Genomic DNA, 15,500 nt, shown 5'->3' with positions numbered 1-15,500 from the left:
GTGGGTGCGTTGAAGCTGGTCGCCGTCTCGGCGGGGCTGAGCAAACCGTCGTCGACGCGGCTGCTGGCGGACCGGCTGGCGGAGGCGACCGTACGGGAACTGGCCGCGGCCGACCGCAAGGTGGAGGTCGACGTCGTCGAACTGCGCGAACTGGCGGTCGACATCGCCCACCACCTGGTCACCGGCTTCCCGTCGCCCACGCTGGGCACGGCGCTGGAGCGGGTGACCGGGGCGGACGGGCTGATCGTGGTGACACCGGTGTTCGCGGCTTCGTACAGCGGGCTGTTCAAGTCGTTCTTCGACCTGGTCGAACCGGACGCGCTGACCGGTACGCCCGTACTCCTCGCCGCCACCGGCGGCACCGCACGCCACTCCCTGGTCCTGGACCACGCCCTGCGCCCCCTCTTCGCGTACCTGCACGCCCTGACCCTGCCGACCGCGGTCTACGCGGCAACGGACGACTGGGGCGCGGGCGCGGACACGTACGGCGGCGGCCTCCCGGCCCGGATCGACCGCGCGGGCGGCGAGTTCGGACGGCTGGTGGGTGCGGTACGGGGTGACGGGCCGGGGGCGGTACGTGGCGGGGAGGCGGACGAGTCCGAGGTGGTGCCGTTCGAGGAGCTGCTCGGGAAGCCGGCGTAGCGCCCTGGACCGGACCCTGGACCGGCGTGCCGCGGTCCCGCACAGGGCCACCAGCCCTGTGCGGGACCGTCCCGGTGCTCAGAGGGGGATTCAGAGGGGGATGACGTCCGCCACCACGCACGCGATGTTGTCCGGGGCGCCCGACTCATGGGTCAGGGCGATGAGGTGGTCCACCGCTTCGGTGGGGGTGTCTGTCTGGGTGAGGGTCCGGTGGAGCCGGGTCGGGGGGAGCGCGGTGAAGAGGCCGTCGGAGCAGAGCAGGTAGCGGTCGCCGGGGTGGGCGTCCTGGAGGTGGAGGTCGGGGCGGGTGTGGGCTTCGGTGCCGTCCAGGGCTTTGAGGAGTATCGCCCGCTGGGGGTGCGAGGCCGCCTCCTCGGGGGTCAGGGTGCCCTCGTCGATCATCGACTGCACCACCGTGTGGTCATGCGTGATCTGGAAGAACTCCCCGTCCCGCAGCAGATACGCCCGGCTGTCCCCGATATGCACCAGCGCCAGCCGTGAGCCGGTCCACAGCATCGCGGTGAGGGTGGTGCCGGAGTCGGCGAAGCCGTCGACAGCGCGGTTCGCCCGTTCCACCGACTCGGCCAGGGCGCTGAGCAGCTCCCCGCCGGGAAGGCCGGGCAAGCCGTGGAGATCGGGGAGATCCGGGAGATCCGCGAGGCCGGGAACGTCCGGCAGCGACTTCATCGCCTCGATCGCCGCCGCGCTCGCCGGAGCCCCCTCCGTCCCGTACCCGTCGGCGACGGCGAGCAGGCGCGAACCGGCGTACGCGGTGTCCTGGTTGGTCTCGCGGACCAGGCCGCGGTCCGACCGGGCCGCGTACCGGATCCCGAGCGGTGGGGCCGGCGGAGTCGTGAGAGACGTGGGCGGGTTGGATGACATGGCAGCGTCCTTCCCTGCCGGATGCACCGACAGTTGGCCGACGAGGAAGGTCGCCAGGTCGCGGCGGGCGGCCGTCTCGGCCTCCACGCGCGCCCAGTAGTCCCGTACGGCCCGGGCGGCCGCCGCGGTGTCGGTCTCGTACAGATCGCACACCTCGCGGATACCGGCCAGCGGCATACCGATGCGCCGCAGCCACACCACCAGCCGGGCCCGCGCCAACTGCGTCGCTTCGTAGTACCGGTAACCGGTGTACGCGTCGACCCGGGCCGGCCGCAGCAGGCCCAGTTCGTCGTAACGGCGCAGCGCCTTCGCGGACAGCCTGGACGCACGGGCGAACGCGCCGATCGTCAGCGACCCCATGCGTCCTCCGCTTCCTCCCTCGTACCGGGCCCTCCGCCCGGCCCCACCGATGCTGGGGCTTCCCCGCGGAGGAAGGTCAAGCGCGGGCGTCCAGCCCAATGCCCCGATGCCCCGATGCCCCGATGCCAAGGATTGAACTTTCGGCAGTGCCGGACGCCCTCCGATGTCCGTACCGTCGGCTCCGTGGACAGCACAATCATCAACGCCAAGACCGCTACGGGGGCGGCTGGTTCCCGGCGGACTCCTGATCCGGGGAGCCTTCTGACGGTGGCTGCCGCGACGGCGGCCGGTCTGAGCATGGTGAACCTGTGGTGGGCCGTGCCGACCGCGGCCGGCGCGTTCCTGGCAGGGCGGCGGCCCGGACGGACCCGGCCGGTCATGCTCGCTCTGGTCGCGATTCTCTCGGTCGGCGTGGTGGCGCTGTCCGTGGTACCTGCCTGGCTCCCGCTGGGGGGCCGGTTCGTGGCCGTGGTGGTGGTCGCCACGATGCTGCCCTGGTTCGCGGGCCGGTTCTGGCGGCAGTACCAGGAGCTCGTCCGGGCCGGCTGGGAGCGTGCCGGGCAGCTTGAGCGCGAGCAGCGGCTGGTCGCCGGTCAGGCCCGGCTGCGCGAGCGAGCCCGTATCGCTCAGGACATGCATGACGTACTCGGCCATGACCTCAGCCTGATCGCCCTGTCGGCCGGGGCCCTGAAACTCGCGCCCGGCCTCGGAGAACACCATCGGAAGGCCGCAGGGGAGATCAGAGCCAGAGCGGCGGCCGCGGTGGAGCGTCTCGGAGAGGTGATCGGTGTCCTGGGCGAGGAGAACGACGATGCGCGGACAGGACCTGGGCCGTACGGCTCTGGCCTCGCGCGTCTGACCGCCGAGGCTTCCGCGTCCGGACTCGTGGTCGAGTCGCACATCGACGGTGACGCGGACGGCCTTCCCACGGTGGTCGAACGGGCCGCTCACCGCGTTGTGCAGGAGGCGCTGACCAACATCGCCAAGCACGCGCCCGGAGCGAAGGCGACCATCCGCGTGACGCATACGGCCACCGAGACACAGGTGGTGGTGGAGAACGGCCCGCCCGCCTTCGCCGCCGCCCTCCCCCCATCGGGCGGGGGGCGTGGCCTCATCGGGCTCGACGAACGTGTGCGGTTGGCCGGCGGCTCTTTCCGGCACGGACCGTACGACGGGGGCTTCGCGGTCGTCGCACGGATTCCGCACACCCGGGTGTCACCACTCCCGCCGCCCGGCACCCCCACGGCCCCACCCCGAGGCGGCGAGCTGCCGCCGGAACACCACCGGGCCCGGCGCCGTGTCCGCCGGGCCCTGGTCACCGCGGTCATGCTGCCCCTGTCGACAGGCGCGTTGCTGAGCGGAGCGTTCACGGGGTGGGAAATGCTGTCGGCATCGCGGTCGGTCCTGGAGCCGGGCGACTATGCCCGCCTGCACGTGGGACAGGATCGCTCCGAGGTGAAGCGCTTCTTGCCGGACCGTCAGACGAGCCTCCGGCCGCCGACTCCGGAGCCGAGAGGACACGGCACAACGTGCGAGTACTACGCGATGACGGCCGACCGGTTCGACGACCGGTCCGGAGACGCCTACCGGCTCTGCTTCCGGGACAGCACACTGGTGTCCCTGGACGCCCTCACCCCGTGAGCCTCCGATGATCCGGGTGCTGATCGCCGACGACGAGGCGATGATCCGCGCGGGAGTGCGCGCCGTTCTGTCCACGGATCCGGACATCGACGTCGTCGCCGAGGCCGTCGACGGGCACGACGCCGTGGAACTGGTCCGGCGCCACCGGCCCACGGTGGCCGTGCTCGACATCCGGATGCCGGGGATCAACGGCATCGAGGCGGCGGCGGAAATCCGCAGCACAGTGCCGGCCACAAGCGTCATCATGCTGACGACCTTCGGGGAGGACGACTACATCCTCCAGGCACTCGGCGGCGGCCCGTCCGGCTTCCTGATCAAGTCGGGCGAACCCGAGGAACTGATCACGGGAGTCCGTGCGGTGGCCGAGGGCGCCGCCTACCTGTCGCCGAAAGTCGCGGCCCGGGTCGTCGCCCACCTCGCGGCGACCGGCGCGGGCGCCCTGGCCGGCCGGCGGGCCGCCGGCCCGGATCGGGCGCGCGCGCGAGGAGTTCGCACGGCTGGTGGGAGCGGTACGGGGTGACGGGCCGGGGCGGTACGTGGCGGGGAGGCGGGCGAGTCCGAGGTGGTGCCGTTCGAGGAGCTGCTGGGGAAGCTCGGTTGAGGCTCGCCCACAAGGCCCTCGGCGCTGAAAGCCCCCGGCTCAGAGGTCGAAGGGGAGCAACCGGAAGGAGTGGTGAGCGGTGAGCGGTCGCATCGCGCGGAAGTCCCTCTCGTCGATGGTGAGTACGCAGTCGGTGCGGTACTCCTCGGCGAGCGCCACACAGGTGGCATCCGTCAGATCGACCGCGAGGTCGGCATAGCGGGCCATCACAGCGCTTGCCGAACGGAGGATGTTCTCGTCGACGGCCGGAATCACAAAGCGCGTCAGGGCGACCTGAGCCAGGATCCAGTCGAGGAGCCGCCGTGAGGCCTCGGCCCCCAACCGTCGCACGTCATGCGGCCTCCGCCCGCCGCTGCGCTCCTTGACGCCCTTGCGGAGCATATGGTCCAGCTCGGTGAGCACCATGGGCGCGATGACCACCAGACCGGCTTCCGCCAAGGCGCGCTGAAGGTCTTTCTGCAGGACGTGCGCACGGTCGTACGCACCGAGCAACGCCCCTGTGTCGGCGACAAGGATCACGCCGCGTGGTCCGCGCTGTCGTCGCCGTGCAGAACCTCACGTACCCGGTTCGCGAAGGTGGGGTCGCCGCTGTCGAAAGCCGGCATTTCCAGGGGTTCCTCCCAGCGGCGCTCACCCATGGCCGCCAGATGGACCCCACGCCGAATGATCTCCGCTTCAGGGACCCCACGACGGGCGGCGGCTTCCTTGATGATCGCCAGGTCCTGTTCGTCCACGTATACCGTGGTCCGCTTCAGAGTCATACACGTATGGTACCGCACGCATACGTACGGCGCAGATCCGTCCGTCGCCGCCCAGGACCCGGGGCGCCCGGCCCCACCGATCCTGGGGCCCCGCGGAGGAAGGTCAAGCGCGGGCGCCGGGGCTCTCTCGGTGCCGGGGCTGTTCACCGTTCCGCGAGGACCATGGGGAGGCGGTCGGGGCGCGGCACCGTGGCGAATACCTGGCGTACTCGGTGGCCGGGGGCCGGCTGGAACCGCCAGCGGGCGGCCAGGGTGGCGACGGCGATGAGGACCTGGGTCCGGCCGAAGGTGTCACCGATGCATTTACGGCCTCCCGCGCCGAACGGGACGAAGGTGTGCCGGGGCGGGGGGATCCGCCAGCGGTCGGGGAGGAAGCGGGCGGGGTCGGGAAACGTGTGCGGGTCGTGGTGGAGGGCGTGCAGGCTCAGCCCGAGTTCCGTACCGGGCGAAATCCGGAGGCCGTCGAGGTCGAGGGGGGCGACGGTGTGCCGTGTCAGGACGGGGACGGAGTGCAGCCGCTGAGCCTCGTCGACCACCCAAGCGGTGAACTCCAGTCGCTCAAGCTCCTTGCGACCGATCTCCCGGGTGGTGATGACGGTGTCCAGCTCGTCCGCCAGGCGCTGTTGCGTCCGCGGGTCCCGGCCCAGTTCGTGGAAGACCCAGGACGTCGCGGCGGAGCAGGTCTCGCCGCCGGCCAGCAGCATCATGACGAGTTCGTCGCGCACCTCCGCGTCGCTCAGCCTTGCTCCGGTGTCCGCGTCCCGGGCGGCGAGCAGGGTGGACAGCAGGTCGTTGTGGTCGGCGCCGTCGCCGCGGTAGGCGGCGACCACCTCGTCGACAACCGCCTTCATGCGGGCGGCGGCCGCGTCGAAGCGGCGGACCGCGGGGACGACCGGCAGCCGTTCCAGCGCGGGTGGGCAGAGTGTCCGCAGCAGCGCGTTCTCGGAGACGATCCTGGTGTCGCGGCACAGGCCGGCCGCCACGCGCTGCCCGATCGAGGAGCGGAACATCGTCTCGATGGACGTGCCCATCACGAGGTCGGCCACCTCGTGGTCGAGGAGGATGCGCTCCCCGGCCGTCCAGCGGCTTGCCAGTTCCCCGGCCCGGCGGCTCATGACCTGGGCGTAGTCGGCCACCCGCGCCGGGGTGAACAGCGGTTGCATCAGCCGTCGGTGCCGACGGTGGACCTCACCGCCGTCCATCACGGGCAGGCTCTGCTCGGCCAGCAGGCTCAATCGCCCGTAGAGCCGCCCCTTGGTGACCGAGCGCGCCTGGCCGACCATCACCTCCCGGACCAGGTCGGCGGTGGTGACGAAGTACACGGGCAGGGTGCCCAGCTCGACCCGCACGACCGGACCGTACGTACGGAGTGATTCCAGGAAGGCCAAAGGGTCCCGGAACAGGGACGGCAGATGGCCGAGACCGGGCAGGCGTCCCGGCGCCCGTGGCACCGTCCGCACGTCCCCGTGCACGTGCCCGTGCAAGTTTCCGTGCACGTCCCTGGGCATCGCATCGCTCCTTCCGGAGGGAATCCTTGGGCGCCGGCCGGCCCACCGGACTCCGGCGGGCCGGTCTGAAAACGGCATGGTCCGGGCATAAATTCATCAGGCACTCGTCCGCATGCCCGGGGCAAGGGGCCCGGCGGATGGGATGCGTGTACGCGCTGAGCGCTTGCTCCCTTGTGAAAGACCGGCCGGGCTCCGGCCGCCCGCGGAAGGGACGATGCGATGGATCCCGACAGCCGGACCAGGGCCGCACTCGATGAACACTGGCAGGCATCGGAACGTGGCGATACCGAAGCCGAGCACGCCATCTACGCCGTGGACGCGATCCTCGACTACCCCCAGTCGGGTGAACGGTTCCGGGGCCGCGCGACGATTTCGGCGCAACGTGGCGGGCACCCCGCCAGCCGGCACTTCACCGTCCACCGGATCGTCGGCGGCGGCGATCTGTGGGTGAGCGAGTGTGTCATCACGTACGACGGCGTGCCCACGCACTCGGTGAGCGTCATGGAATTCGCCCACGGGCATGTGGTGCACGAGACGCAGTACTTCGCGGACGCCTTCGGCGCGCCTGAATGGCGGACAGCGCTCGCGGAGCCGATGCCGGGCAGGAATATCGCGAGGGCCTGACCGGGGCCTGCGCCGGGGGCCGAGGGGCCTGACCTAAGGCCTGACCCGGGGCCCGACGCCTGCCCCAGGGCCTAGCCCAAGGCCTGACCCGGGGTCGGCCCTGGACGCATGTCAGCCCCCGGGACGGCCGGTCAGGCCCCCGGGGCGTCAGGGTTGCGGGACTGCCACGTGCTGGCCCAGGCCGCCGTCCACCGCCAGTTTCACGCCCGTCGTGAACGTCGCGTCGACCGCCAGGAAGACCGCGGCGGTCGCCACCTCGGCCGGGGTGGCGTGGCGTCGCATGGGGGTTGTCGCGTCGCCGTGGCGCTTGAATTCCTCGCGTTCCTCGTCCGTGACGCCCTGGACGCCGATGCTGGGTGTGTCGGTGTAGCCGGGGGACACGGCGTTGACGCGGATGCCGCGGCCGACCAGTTCGGAGGCGAGGGTCTGCGCGAACGACCAGAGGGCCGCCTTGGTCGCCGAGTACACGCTCATGCCCGGCACCCCCAGGGAGTCCGCGACGGACGTCGTGAAGACGATGGCGCCGCCCTCGTCCAGCAGCGGGATCAACTGCTGGACGGTGAAGAAGGCGCCCTTGGTGTTCACCGCGAAGTGGAGGTCGTACATCTCCTCCGTGACCTGCTCGACCGGGGCGAGCCTGGCGATCCCGGCGTTGACGAAGAGGTAGTCGACATAGCCGAGCGTCTCCGCGACCTCGCCGCCCAGCGCCTCGACCGCCTCCAGGTCCGCGAGGTCCGAGGCGACGACGTGGGCCGTCGGGCCGAGGCGTTCGCCCGCCTCCTTGAGGTGCCCCGGGTCGCGGCCGGTCACCAGTACCTCCGCGCCGCCCTCCACCAGCCGTTCGGCGATGGCCAGTCCGATGCCGGCGCTGCCGCCGATGACGACGGCCCTCTTGCCCGTGTACGTGCTCATGTCCCGCTCCTTTGCCGCATGGTTGTGGGTCGGGACGAGCGTGCGGGTGAGCGCTGACGAGTCACTGGTGGGCCGCTGACGGACGGACGGGGTCCGCTGACGACGTACCGTTTCCGTATGCGATTCGGGGTCCTCGGTCCGCTGGCCGTGTGGGACGGCACGGCAGGGCAGGAACGGTCCGTCGCCGTACCCGGGCCCAAGGTCCGCGCACTGCTCGCCGCGCTGCTCGCGCACGGCGGCGGGCCCGTCTCCGCGGACCGGCTCGTCGACGGCCTCTGGGGCGCGCGCCCGCCGGGCAAGCCCGCCAACGCCCTTCAGACCAAGGTCTCCCAGCTCCGCCGCGCGCTCGGCCGGGACCGGATCGTGCACCGGCCCGCGGGGTATCTGCTCGAACTGTCCGACGCCGAGGTGGACGCGGACCGGTTCACGGCCCTGCTCGTACGCGCCGGAGCCACCGGCGCACCACGCCAGCGCGCGGAACTGCTCGCCGAGGCGCTGGGGCTGTGGCGGGGGCCGGCGGCGTACGCCGGTTTCGCGGACGAGGTGTTCGTACGGCCTGAGGCCGAGCGGCTGGAGGAACTGCGGCTGACCGCACTGGAGCAGCAGGGCGAGGCACGGCTCGAACTGGGTGAACACGCCTTGCTGGCAGGGGAGTTGACGGCGCTGGTGGCGCGGCATCCGTTACGGGAGCGGCTGCGGGCGGTGCAGTTGCGGGCGCTGTATCTGACGGGTCGTCAGAGCGAGGCGCTGGCCTCGTACGCCGAGCTGCGCGGGCGGCTGGCGGAGGAGCTGGGGGTGGATCCGGGGCCGGCGCTGGTCGCGTTGTACGAGGCGATCCTGCGGCAGGATCCGGCGCTGGACGCGCCGGCGTTCGGGCCGACGGTGGCCGTCGCCGCCGCTACAGCCGTACCCGCCGCTGCGGCCGTACCTCCCGCATCCGCGCTTCCCGCACCGCTCACTCCGCTGATCGGCCGCGACCATTCCGTACGGGCCATCGGCCAACTGCTCCGCACCGCCAGGCTGGTGACCGTCACCGGCCCCGGCGGCGTCGGCAAGACCCGCCTCGCCCTGGCCGCCGCGGCCCGTATCGCGGAGGCCTCGCCGGAGGCGTTCCCGGACGGCGTAGGCCTGGTGGAACTGGCCGGCCGGCACACCGACCCCTTCGACGCGGTGGCGCTGGCGCTGGGCCTGCGGGACGACACGGCGCCGGGCGCACGCGGGGCGCCGGGGACGCCCGAAGCGGCTGGACCGCCGATGGCCTCGGAAGCGGCCTCGGCGGCAGGAGCGCCAGGTGCGACAAGCGAGCCCTGGGCGGCAGGGGCGCCGCGAGCCGTAGGCGCGCCGGAGGACGGAGGGGTCTCCGTGGTCTCGGGGACACCACTCCCGGCCGGGGCCTCGACCGGGATCCCCGGAGCACCGGGCCCGGCCGGTACTCCCGGAACGCCGACCACGGTCGGCCCGCCTGCGGCGGCAGGAGCCGCCGAGGCCCCGGCCCCGGGAACGGCGATCCCTCCCGGGGCACCGGGTGCGGCGGCAGGCGTGCTGAGCGCGACGGATACGCCGGGCGCGCCCGGGGTCCCGGGGGTCCTGCGGACGGCGCTCACGCCCGGCGCGCCCGCCTCGGACCGTACGCTCCGTACGTCGGCGGCGCCCGGAACCACAGATGCACCGGGTTCGGCGCTCCCGGCCCACGCACCCGCCTCGGACCGTACGGTCCGTACGCCGAAGGCACCCGAAGCCGTGGGGACTGTGGGAACAGCGCTCCCGCACGGCGCGCCCGCCTCAGCCGTCAGCCCCGCCGCGTCCGTCCCCGCAGCCGCGCACCCGGCGCCGGACGCCCCGTCTCCCTCCCCCGACCTCCTCACCGACCGCCTCGTCTCCGCCCTTCAGGAGCGGCGCATGCTGCTCGTCCTCGACAACTGCGAGCACCTCGTCGAGCCCGTCGCCCGGCTCGCCCGGGCTCTGTTGCTCGGCGCTCCCGGGCTGCGGGTTCTGGCCACCAGTCAGGAGCCGCTCGGGCTGACCGGGGAGGTGGTGCATCCCGCCGAGCCGCTGCTGCCCGCCGATGCCGCCCGGCTGTTCACCGAGCGGGCCCTCGCAGCGGCGCCCGGGCTGGTTCTCGACGGGCCCGCTCTGGAAGCCGTGGGGACCATCTGCCGGCGGCTCGACGGGATTCCGCTGGCTCTGGAGCTGGCCGCCACGCGGGTGCGGGCGCTGGGGGTGCGGGAGTTGGCCGGGCGGCTGGACCGGCGGCTGGGGGACCGGTTCCGGGTACTGACCGCGGGCCAGCGGGGCGCGCCCGCGCGGCAGCGGACGCTCCGGGCGGTGATCGACTGGAGCTGGGAGCTGCTGACCGTACCCGAGCGGATCGTGCTGCGCCGGCTCGCCGTGCACACCGACGGCTGCACCCTGGAGGCGGCCGAGGCGGTCTGCGCCGGGGACGGTGTCGCCGCCGACGACGTACTCGATCTGCTGGCGCGGCTGGTCGACCGTTCCCTGGTGGTGAGAACCGGCGCGCGGTTCCGGCTGCTGGAGTCCGTCGCCGCGTACGCCGCCGAGCGGCTGCGGGAGGCGGGGGACGAGACCGCCGTACGCCACCGGCACCTCGCCCACTACCTGGACCTGGCCGAACGCGCCGAGCCGCTGCTCCGCGGCCCCGAACAGCATCACTGGCTGCCGCTCCTGGACGCCGAGACCGGGAATCTGCGCGCCGCGCTCGACACGGCCGTACGGCAGGAGGGCGGCGGCGTACGACGGGAGGGCGGCGGCGAGGCGCTGCGGCTGGTGACGGCGCTGTCCTGGTACTGGCTGCTGTCCGGACGGCTGCGCGAGGCCCGCCGCGCCCTCACCGCCGCGCTGGACACGGCCACGCCCGTCCCGCCGCACACCCTCGGCGAAGCCCACGCCGTCGCACTTGCCGAGGCCCACGCCGGCGCCGAAGCCGGCGCACTCGCCGAAGCCCGCGCCCTCCGTACCGCCTTCGCGCTCCTCTCCGGCGAGCCCGCGAGCCCGCCCGCCCCGCGCGAGTACGACGCCATCGTCTCCCCCGCCCGCCGCGCCCGCGCCCAGTGGCTGCTCGCGTACGGCCTGTTCAACGCCGGTGACCTGGCCGCCGCCGAGGAGCTGACCGCCCGCGCGCTCGCCGGCTTCCGCGCCGTCGGCGACCGCTGGGGCATCGCCGCCTCGCTCGGCCGGCGCGCCCAGCACGCCGTGATCCGCGGCGATCTGGCAGCGTTGCGCCGCGACGGTGAGCGTAGCGCCGCGCTGTTCCGGGAACTGGGCGACCGCTGGGGCCAGTTGCAGTCCGTCGCGCCGCTCGCCTCGCTCGCCGAGTTCAACGGGGAGTACGAGCGTGCCGCCCGGATCCACCACGAAGGGCTGCGGATCGCCGAGGAGCTGGGCCTCGGCGCCGAGATCGCCGCCCGGCTCTCCGGCCTCGGCCGGCTCGCCCTGCTCACCGCCGGCCCGGACCGCGCCCGGGACCTGCACGAACGCGCCCGCCGGCGCGCCGCCGAGCAGGGCCACCGGTTCGGTGAGATCCACGCCGAACTCGGCCTCGCCCTGGGCGCGCGCCGCTCCGGCGATCCGGCGACGGCGGAGCGGTATCTGCTCCGTATCCGCGACTGGTACGCGGAGGTGTCGAGCGAGGCCGGCAATTCGCTCGTCCTCGCCGAGCTGGGCTTTGTCGCCGAGCAGCGCGGTGACGCGGCGCGGGCGCGCGCCCTGCATCTGGACGGTCTCGCCGTCGCCCGCGCCGTCGGCGACCCGCGCGCGGTGGCGCTCGCGGTGGAGGGGCTGGCCGGTGCGGAGTCACTGGCGGGCCGCCCCGCCCGCGCCGCCCTGCTGCTGGGCGCGGCGACCGCGGCCCGGCGCGACGCGGGCGCCCCGCTGCCGCCCGCCGAGCGCGGCGATGTGGACCGGATCGCGGCGGCGGTACGGGAGGCCCTGGGCGTACGGGCGTACGACGAGGCATTCGTACGAGGGGAGGAGCTGGGCACGGAAGCGGCCCTGGCGAACGAGCAGCCAGGGCAGCCCGAGTCGGCGGAGCAGCCGGAGCGGGCGGCCGCTCCCGGCACCCCGCACGGCGGCCGTCCCGCGCCTTATGGCTCGTGCGCGCCTTATGGCGCGTGCGTGTAGAAGGCGTAGAAGGTCGCGATGACCGTACCCACGGCGAACGACAGACCGATCCCCGACGACAGCAGCACGCTGTGGTCGGTCAGGCTGTACATGAAGCCCATGGACCCGCCGACCAGTACGCCCCAGGCCGCGGCCCGCAGCTCCGGCATAAGGCGGTGCTGCCACCGGAGGAGCGTGAAGAGGAGCAGGGCGAAGAGCGCCCCGGAGATCAGGGCGAGGGCGAGCTGTCCGTAGGTGGCCGGTCCGCCGCCGCGGGCGATGTACGAGGCGTAGACGCCGTAGAGGATGCCCAGGAAAAGGGGTATCGCCACGATGTGCGGGGGGATGTGATGCCGTTCCAGCAGCTCCAGCAGCCCCTGTGGGGAGATGGGGTGCCGGGCCGCGTGCCGCGTCGGTACCTGAGTGGCCATGGCAGCGCGCTCCTTTCCTCACCCCCGTAAGCCTCCGCAAGCCTTCGTCAGCCCCCTCAGGCCCTTGCCATATCTCTCCAGCGCACACCCGCCAGTCGTACGCGGCAACCCCGGGGCTCAACCCGGCGTGCACCACCGCGCTCACCCACGTACCCGCCCCCGCGCTCACTCCGGTGCCGCCCGCGCTCACCGGGTCGGCGGCGCACCGCTCGCGCACGCCGTCCGCGCCACGTTCCCTTGAGGAGTGCGGAGCTATCTCTCCACGGCGCTGATCGTCCTGCTCGCGGTCCTCACCCCGCTGAGCGCGATCGCGGCCTGGGCCGATCTGGAGATCGGCGACACAGGCCGCTTCGTCTCGACGATGGCGCCGCTCGCCTCCGACCCGGCCGTACAGGGAGCCGTAGCGGACCGGGTGACCGACCAGGTCATGACCCAGATCGATGTGGGCCCGCTCCAGGCGGGGGCGCGCGAACTGCTGCACGAGGCCGTGCTGTCCTTCGCCACCACCGAGGCCTTCAAGAACGCCTGGACGACGGCGGCCCGTGCCGCGCACACCACCGCGCAACAGGTCCTGGCCAGCGGTGGCGGTGATGCCGTCACCATCGATCTGGCACCGGTCACCCAGCAGGTGAAACGGCAGTTGATGGCCGACAGGGTGCCGTACGCGGACCGGATCCCCGTACGGCACAGCGAGATCACCGTGCTGAAGGCCAACGGTCTGGGGGTCTGGCGGGATGTGGCGCGGGGGCTCAAGGCCGCGGGCGTACGGCCGGCCTTCGCGACGGGCGCGCTGGCCGTGGCGGCGCTGCTGCTCGCGGTACGGCGGCGGCGCGCGCTCATCGAGACCGGCCTGGCGTTCGCGGCGGGCGCGGTGGCGCTGGCGGTCATCGTGGCGGTGGCGCGCGCGACCAGTCTGGGGAATCTGCCCGACAACGGTGACCGCTCGGCGGCCGCCGCCATCTATGACGCGCTGACCGCTTCGCTCCGTACGACGGCCTGGTGGGTCCTCGGCGCCGGGCTCGGTCTGGCCGCGGTCGCCTGGCTGACGGGGCGCCACCGGCACGCTCCCTGCCCCGCCCCACGCCCCTCACCGGACTTTACTGAATCTTTATATCGATAACCCCCGGCCGGATGTCCCTTTTGCACCATTTGGCGCACGATGGGGTTATGAGCCAGAACACGACACAGAGGCCCCCCACCACGGGCATGGGCACAGGCGCAGGCACTGGAATGGGCATGGGCACCGCGGCCGGCACCGGATACGGAGCGGGCACCGGAGCCCATACGGAGAGAAAGGCCGCCTGGGCCGTCGGAGGTAGTTTCTTCGCCGGTGTGCTCATGGTGGTCATGGGGGCGACAGCCATACTTCAGGGCGTAGCGGCCATCAGAAAGGACCGGATCCTCAACCGCGTCACCGGCTACGCCTACGACTTCAACCTCAGCTCCTGGGGGTGGCTGCATGTGGCCCTCGGAATCCTGGTCGCCCTGGTGGGGCTGGCGATTCTGATGCGCATCCGGCCGGCGCGGTACGCGGGTATCGCGGTCGCCGCGCTGCTCCTCGTCTCGCAGTTCATGTACCTGCCGTACCAGCCCGTCTGGGCGGTGATCGGCATCGCGCTGGCCGCGTGGGTCATCTGGGCGCTGGCCACTGACCGCGGCGGATTCTGGTCCGGAGCGGGGTCGGGCGCGGGAGCCGGCGGAGCCGGGGCGGGAGCCGAGACCGGTCCGGGCGTGGGCTCGGGTGCGGGACCGGGCGCGGGAGCGGCCGGCGGCGGACCCGGCGGCAACAGGTTCTGACCGACCGAAGCAAGACCCCCAGCAAACACCGACCAACGAACGTACGCGTATACGGGAACAGTGGCCCGACCGCTGTCCCCGTATACGCGTACGTACGCGTCCGCCCCGGACCCGCCCCGGCCGCCCGGCCCAATGCCCCCGCCCCGCCTACCTGTCAGGGACCTTCAGCGTGAGCCACACCCGCTTCCCCGGTCCCCGCCGTGGCGCCACCCCCCAGTCGTCGGACAGCACGGCCACCAGCGCCAGCCCCCGGCCGCACTCGTCGTCCAGACCCGGATCCCGTGGCCGGGGCAGCAGATCGCCCGCGTCCTCGACCTCCATCTTCAACAGCCCGTCCACCCGGAGCAGGGTGACGGCGATCTCCCGTCCCGGCGGGCTGCCGTGGCGCAGCGCGTTGGTGACGAGTTCCGACAGCAGGAGCGCCGCCGTCTCGCCGGGCTCCTCCGGCAGATCGAAATGCGCGTGCAGAGCCTCGCGCGCGCGGCCCACACTGCGCGGGTGACTGGGGAGGCGGAAGGTGACGTACCGATCGCGCTGGTTGCGATGGTCGTACTGGTCGAGCTGCTCACCGTCGAGGTTCATGGGAAGGACCTTCCCTGAAGTACGGATTTTACTTTCCGTACAACGGTGATGACTGAACGGAGTTGCTCACGGACCTCGGCCGCACCCCGCAACCGCCTTGCGGACAAGGGCCGTTACGCGCGCGGGGCACCGAGAATTCATCTCTGGGGGTAATGCCTCCCGGGCCCCGGCCCAGGCCCTGGTGTCCCTCCCGCGCCCCTCCCGGCCCCCGACCGCCGCTCAGTGCCCGTGCAGCCGGTCCAGATCGCGCCGTTCGCGCTTGGTCGGCCGGCCCGTCCCCCGGTCACGCAGCGCGACCGGCACGGTGAACTCGCGCGGCGGGGGCGGCGGGCTGTTGTCCACGTAGCACTCCACCGCCACCGGCGCGCCCACCCGTTTCCGTACGGTCCGCGACACCACCACGATCCGCTCGCGCCCCGCGTGCCGCAGCCGGATCTCGTCGCCGGGCTTCACGGAGTACGCGGGCTTGACCCGCTCGCCGTTGACCCGCACGTGCCCGGCGCGGCAGGCGGACGCCGCCTGGGAGCGCGTCTTGGTGAGCCGTACGGACCAGATCCAGCTGTCGACGCGTACGGCCCCGTCGCCCGACGCCTCGCCCGTACCCGTACCTCCGGAAACCACAGAAGCCATACATCGAGGGTAA

Annotated in this window: 14 protein-coding genes and 1 pseudogene; 7 read left to right on the top strand and 8 right to left on the bottom strand. The window is 72.8% G+C overall.

The genetic code is table 11. From position 1 onward, the window contains the following. Entirely contained in the window at nt 1–642 is a 642-nt protein-coding gene (locus tag ACFU9P_RS30455; protein WP_384086997.1) for an FMN reductase, read from the top strand. A gap of 90 nt (nt 643–732) precedes the next feature. On the opposite strand, the gene ACFU9P_RS30450 is transcribed toward ACFU9P_RS30455, so the two are convergent. Next, nucleotides 733–1,884 carry a MerR family transcriptional regulator gene (locus ACFU9P_RS30450; protein WP_384086994.1) on the bottom strand — a complete coding sequence of 384 codons (1,152 nt, stop codon included), beginning with the start codon at nt 1,882–1,884 and terminating at the stop codon, nt 733–735. Between the two features lie 114 nt (nt 1,885–1,998). Between ACFU9P_RS30450 and ACFU9P_RS30445 the strand changes: the two genes are divergently transcribed. Beyond that, nucleotides 1,999–3,525: a sensor histidine kinase gene (locus tag ACFU9P_RS30445; protein ID WP_384086991.1), complete on the top strand. Its 1,527-nt coding sequence runs from the start codon at nt 1,999–2,001 to the stop codon at nt 3,523–3,525. A 7-nt stretch (nt 3,526–3,532) separates the two neighbouring features. Continuing rightward, nucleotides 3,533–4,036 (top strand): annotated as a pseudogene (locus ACFU9P_RS30440) (response regulator transcription factor); the annotation flags it as partial. 129 nt (nt 4,037–4,165) lie between these two features. On the opposite strand, the gene ACFU9P_RS30435 reads toward ACFU9P_RS30440, so the two are convergent. The 3 genes from ACFU9P_RS30435 to ACFU9P_RS30425 all read right to left on the bottom strand — a co-directional run bounded on the left by ACFU9P_RS30435 (nt 4,166) and on the right by ACFU9P_RS30425 (nt 6,395). Continuing rightward, nucleotides 4,166–4,645, bottom strand: coding sequence for a type II toxin-antitoxin system VapC family toxin (locus ACFU9P_RS30435; RefSeq protein ID WP_376384641.1), 480 nt, complete (start codon nt 4,643–4,645; stop codon nt 4,166–4,168). Continuing rightward, entirely contained in the window at nt 4,642–4,887 is a 246-nt protein-coding gene (locus ACFU9P_RS30430; protein WP_384086988.1) for a CopG family transcriptional regulator, read from the bottom strand. The genes ACFU9P_RS30435 and ACFU9P_RS30430 overlap by 4 nt, the downstream gene beginning before the upstream one ends. Before the next feature lie 143 nt (nt 4,888–5,030). Next, nucleotides 5,031–6,395 carry a cytochrome P450 gene (locus ACFU9P_RS30425; RefSeq protein WP_384086985.1) on the bottom strand — a complete coding sequence of 455 codons (1,365 nt, stop codon included), beginning with the start codon at nt 6,393–6,395 and terminating at the stop codon, nt 5,031–5,033. A 219-nt stretch (nt 6,396–6,614) separates the two neighbouring features. On the opposite strand from ACFU9P_RS30425, the gene ACFU9P_RS30420 reads away from it, so the two are divergent. After that, nucleotides 6,615–7,019 carry a nuclear transport factor 2 family protein gene (locus ACFU9P_RS30420; protein WP_384086982.1) on the top strand — a complete coding sequence of 135 codons (405 nt, stop codon included), beginning with the start codon at nt 6,615–6,617 and terminating at the stop codon, nt 7,017–7,019. A gap of 147 nt (nt 7,020–7,166) precedes the next feature. Here ACFU9P_RS30420 and ACFU9P_RS30415 read toward each other — a convergent pair whose 3' ends face one another. Further along, nucleotides 7,167–7,931, bottom strand: a complete 765-nt coding sequence (locus ACFU9P_RS30415) for an SDR family oxidoreductase (protein ID WP_384086979.1) — start codon at nt 7,929–7,931, stop codon at nt 7,167–7,169. Between the two features lie 117 nt (nt 7,932–8,048). Between ACFU9P_RS30415 and ACFU9P_RS30410 the strand changes: the two genes are divergently transcribed. After that, nucleotides 8,049–12,068, top strand: coding sequence for a BTAD domain-containing putative transcriptional regulator (locus ACFU9P_RS30410; protein WP_384086976.1), 4,020 nt, complete (start codon nt 8,049–8,051; stop codon nt 12,066–12,068). Here ACFU9P_RS30410 and ACFU9P_RS30405 read toward each other — a convergent pair. Continuing rightward, nucleotides 12,050–12,478: a hypothetical protein gene (locus ACFU9P_RS30405; RefSeq protein ID WP_384086974.1), complete on the bottom strand. Its 429-nt coding sequence runs from the start codon at nt 12,476–12,478 to the stop codon at nt 12,050–12,052. The genes ACFU9P_RS30410 and ACFU9P_RS30405 overlap by 19 nt on opposite strands. 244 nt (nt 12,479–12,722) lie before the next feature. Between ACFU9P_RS30405 and ACFU9P_RS30400 the strand changes: the two genes are divergently transcribed. After that, the gene (locus ACFU9P_RS30400) at nt 12,723–13,598 is read left to right on the top strand and encodes a hypothetical protein (protein WP_376384620.1); all 876 of its coding nucleotides are present in this window, start codon (nt 12,723–12,725) and stop codon (nt 13,596–13,598) included. A gap of 116 nt (nt 13,599–13,714) precedes the next feature. Continuing rightward, nucleotides 13,715–14,275: a hypothetical protein gene (locus ACFU9P_RS30395; RefSeq protein WP_384086970.1), complete on the top strand. Its 561-nt coding sequence runs from the start codon at nt 13,715–13,717 to the stop codon at nt 14,273–14,275. Between the two features lie 147 nt (nt 14,276–14,422). Here the strand turns inward: ACFU9P_RS30395 and ACFU9P_RS30390 are convergent, their stop codons facing one another. Continuing rightward, on the bottom strand, nt 14,423–14,857 hold the full coding sequence (locus tag ACFU9P_RS30390; protein ID WP_376384614.1) for an ATP-binding protein: 435 nt from the start codon (nt 14,855–14,857) through the stop codon (nt 14,423–14,425). A 219-nt stretch (nt 14,858–15,076) separates the two neighbouring features. Then, nucleotides 15,077–15,487, bottom strand: a complete 411-nt coding sequence (locus ACFU9P_RS30385) for an RNA-binding S4 domain-containing protein (RefSeq protein ID WP_376384611.1) — start codon at nt 15,485–15,487, stop codon at nt 15,077–15,079. Nucleotides 15,488–15,500: the final 13 nt, after the last annotated feature.

The organism is Streptomyces sp. NPDC057617, from assembly GCF_042800555.1.
Lineage (GTDB): Bacteria > Actinomycetota > Actinomycetes > Streptomycetales > Streptomycetaceae > Streptomyces.
This window is presented reverse-complemented; position numbering and strand designations above follow the sequence as displayed.

Bases quoted from the DNA above. Each gene is read 5' to 3' on its own strand.
- ACFU9P_RS30450 (WP_384086994.1), bottom strand. From the start codon at position 1,884: ATGGGGTCGCTGACGATCGGCGCGTTCGCCCGTGCGTCCAGGCTGTCC.
- ACFU9P_RS30445 (WP_384086991.1), top strand. From the start codon at position 1,999: ATGCCCCGATGCCAAGGATTGAACTTTCGGCAGTGCCGGACGCCCTCC.
- ACFU9P_RS30430 (WP_384086988.1), bottom strand. From the start codon at position 4,887: ATGACTCTGAAGCGGACCACGGTATACGTGGACGAACAGGACCTGGCG.
- ACFU9P_RS30425 (WP_384086985.1), bottom strand. From the start codon at position 6,395: ATGCCCAGGGACGTGCACGGAAACTTGCACGGGCACGTGCACGGGGAC.
- ACFU9P_RS30420 (WP_384086982.1), top strand. From the start codon at position 6,615: ATGGATCCCGACAGCCGGACCAGGGCCGCACTCGATGAACACTGGCAG.
- ACFU9P_RS30415 (WP_384086979.1), bottom strand. From the start codon at position 7,931: ATGAGCACGTACACGGGCAAGAGGGCCGTCGTCATCGGCGGCAGCGCC.
- ACFU9P_RS30410 (WP_384086976.1), top strand. From the start codon at position 8,049: ATGCGATTCGGGGTCCTCGGTCCGCTGGCCGTGTGGGACGGCACGGCA.
- ACFU9P_RS30405 (WP_384086974.1), bottom strand. From the start codon at position 12,478: ATGGCCACTCAGGTACCGACGCGGCACGCGGCCCGGCACCCCATCTCC.
- ACFU9P_RS30395 (WP_384086970.1), top strand. From the start codon at position 13,715: ATGGGCACCGCGGCCGGCACCGGATACGGAGCGGGCACCGGAGCCCAT.
- ACFU9P_RS30390 (WP_376384614.1), bottom strand. From the start codon at position 14,857: ATGAACCTCGACGGTGAGCAGCTCGACCAGTACGACCATCGCAACCAG.
- ACFU9P_RS30385 (WP_376384611.1), bottom strand. From the start codon at position 15,487: ATGGCTTCTGTGGTTTCCGGAGGTACGGGTACGGGCGAGGCGTCGGGC.